Below are 2,866 nucleotides of genomic sequence, written 5' to 3'. Positions count from 1 at the left end.
TGAAGTTGTGTTCGGCGGTGACCTACTCTCCCACACCCTCACGAGTGCAGTACCATCGGCGCTGGCAGGCTTAGCTTCCGGGTTCGGAATGGGACCGGGCGTTTCCCTGCCGCTATGGCCGCCGTAACTCTGTGAAACAAGGCCCGACCCGCGATCGAGACCGCGGATGGGTGTGTTGTTTCAGATACTGCACAGTGGACGCGTAACAAATTCTTTGGCTTGTTTGTGTGTAAGCCCTCGGCCGATTAGTACCGGTCACCTCCACGCATTGCTGCGCTTCCAGTTCCGGCCTATCAACCCCATGGTCTGTGGGGGGCCTTAACCACGCAAGGTGGTGAGAAACCTCATCTTGGAACAGGCTTCCCGCTTAGATGCTTTCAGCGGTTATCCCTTCCGAACGTAGCTAACCAGCGATGCTCCTGGTGGAACAACTGGCACACCAGAGGTTCGTCCGTCCCGGTCCTCTCGTACTAGGGACAGCTTTCCTCAAGTTTCTTACGCGCGCGGCGGATAGAGACCGAACTGTCTCACGACGTTCTAAACCCAGCTCGCGTGCCGCTTTAATGGGCGAACAGCCCAACCCTTGGGACCTACTCCAGCCCCAGGATGCGACGAGCCGACATCGAGGTGCCAAACCATCCCGTCGATATGGACTCTTGGGGAAGATCAGCCTGTTATCCCCGGGGTACCTTTTATCCGTTGAGCGACACCGCTTCCACTTGCCGGTGCCGGATCACTAGTCCCGACTTTCGTCCCTGCTCGACGTGTCAGTCTCACAGTCAAGCTCCCTTGTGCACTTGCACTCAACACCTGATTGCCATCCAGGCTGAGGGAACCTTTGGGCGCCTCCGTTACTCTTTAGGAGGCAACCGCCCCAGTTAAACTACCCACCAGGCACTGTCCCTAACCCAGATCATGGGCCGAGGTTAGACGTCCAATACGATCAGAGTGGTATTTCAACAACGACTCCACACACACTGGCGTGCATGCTTCACAGTCTCCCACCTATCCTACACAAACCGAATCGAACGCCAATACCAAGCTATAGTAAAGGTCCCGGGGTCTTTTCGTCCTGCCGCGCGTAACGAGCATCTTTACTCGTAGTGCAATTTCGCCGAGTCTGTGGTCGAGACAGCAGAGAAGTCGTTACGCCATTCGTGCAGGTCGGAACTTACCCGACAAGGAATTTCGCTACCTTAGGATGGTTATAGTTACCACCGCCGTTTACTGGGGCTTAAATTCTCAGCTTCGCCTTGCGGCTAACCGGTCCTCTTAACCTTCCAGCACCGGGCAGGCGTCAGTCCGTATACATCGACTTACGTCTTCGCACGGACCTGTGTTTTTAGTAAACAGTCGCTTCTCTCTGGTCTCTGCGACCACACCCAGCTCCCACCGTGAAGATGTTCACCGGGCATGGCCCCCCTTCTCCCGAAGTTACGGGGGTATTTTGCCGAGTTCCTTAACCACAGTTCTCTCGATCGCCTTGGTATTCTCTACCTGATCACCTGTGTCGGTTTGGGGTACGGGCCGTGTATGAACTCACTAGAGGCTTTTCTCGGCAGCATAGGATCACTGAATTCCCCACAACGGGTATGCATCAAGTCTCAGCCTTAATGTGACACGGATTTGCCTATGTCACGGCCTACACTCTTACACCAGTACAACCACTGACTGGCCCAGCTACCTTCCTGCGTCACCCCATCGCTTGGCTACTACCAGATCAGGTCCCGCGCATCCAGACCACGTCATCCCGAAGGATGCTCTAGGCCATTCAGGGCGGTTAGTATCACTGATTCACCATGGGCGCGCACACACGGGTACGGGAATATCAACCCGTTGTCCATCGACTACGCCTGTCGGCCTCGCCTTAGGTCCCGACTCACCCTGGGCAGATTAGCTTGACCCAGGAACCCTTGATCATTCGGCGGACGAGTTTCTCACTCGTCATTCGCTACTCATGCCTGCATTCTCACTCGTGTGGCCTCCACGCCTGGATCACTCCGACGCTTCTATGGCCACACGACGCTCCCCTACCCACCCACACACCTGCCCGGAGGAGGTTATTGTGTGAGTGCCGCGGCTTCGGCGGTGTACTTGAGCCCCGCTAAATTGTCGGCGCAGGACCACTTGACCAGTGAGCTATTACGCACTCTTTCAAGGGTGGCTGCTTCTAAGCCAACCTCCTGGCTGTCTCAGCGATCCCACATCCTTTTCCACTTAGTACACGCTTAGGGGCCTTAGCCGGCGATCTGGGCTGTTTCCCTCTCGACTATGAAGCTTATCCCCCACAGTCTCACTGCCGCACTCTCACACCTCGGCATTCGGAGTTTGGCTGACGTCAGTAACCTTGTAGGGCCCATCGGCCATCCAGTAGCTCTACCTCCGAGGTGAAACATGCGACGCTGCACCTAAATGCATTTCGGGGAGAACCAGCTATCACGGAGTTTGATTGGCCTTTCACCCCTACCCACAACTCATCCCCTCAGTTTTCAACCTAAGTGGGTTCGCGCCTCCACGACGTCTTACCGTCGCTTCACACTGGCCATGGGTAGATCACTCCGCTTCGGGTCTAGAGCATGCCACTATACTCGCCCTATTAGGACTCGCTTTCGCTACGGCTTCCCCACACGGGTTAACCTCGCGACATACCACTAACTCGCAGGCTCATTCTTCAAAAGGCACGCCATCAGCCCGAAAGCCTCTGACGGATTGTAAGCACACGGTTTCAGGTACTATTTCACTCCCCTCCCGGGGTACTTTTCACCATTCCCTCACGGTACTAATCCGCTATCGGTCACCAAGGAGTATTTAGGCTTACCGGGTGGTCCCGGCAGATTCACAGCAGATTTCACGGGCCCGCTGCTAC

The 2,866-nt window shown here is 55.8% G+C and carries 2 rRNA genes (1 of these 2 only partly in view); both read right to left on the bottom strand.

The features are described 5' to 3' along the window. Positions 1–9 precede the first annotated feature (9 nt). Positions 10–126, bottom strand: a 5S ribosomal RNA gene (gene rrf / locus G6020_RS13595). A 99-nt stretch (positions 127–225) separates the two neighbouring features. Continuing rightward, positions 226–2,866: ribosomal RNA gene (locus G6020_RS13590) — 23S ribosomal RNA — on the bottom strand (it continues 456 nt past the right edge of the window).

The sequence above is a fragment of the Dietzia sp. B19 genome (assembly GCF_014145155.1).
Taxonomy (GTDB): Bacteria; Actinomycetota; Actinomycetes; order Mycobacteriales; family Mycobacteriaceae; genus Dietzia; species Dietzia natronolimnaea.
This window is presented reverse-complemented; position numbering and strand designations above follow the sequence as displayed.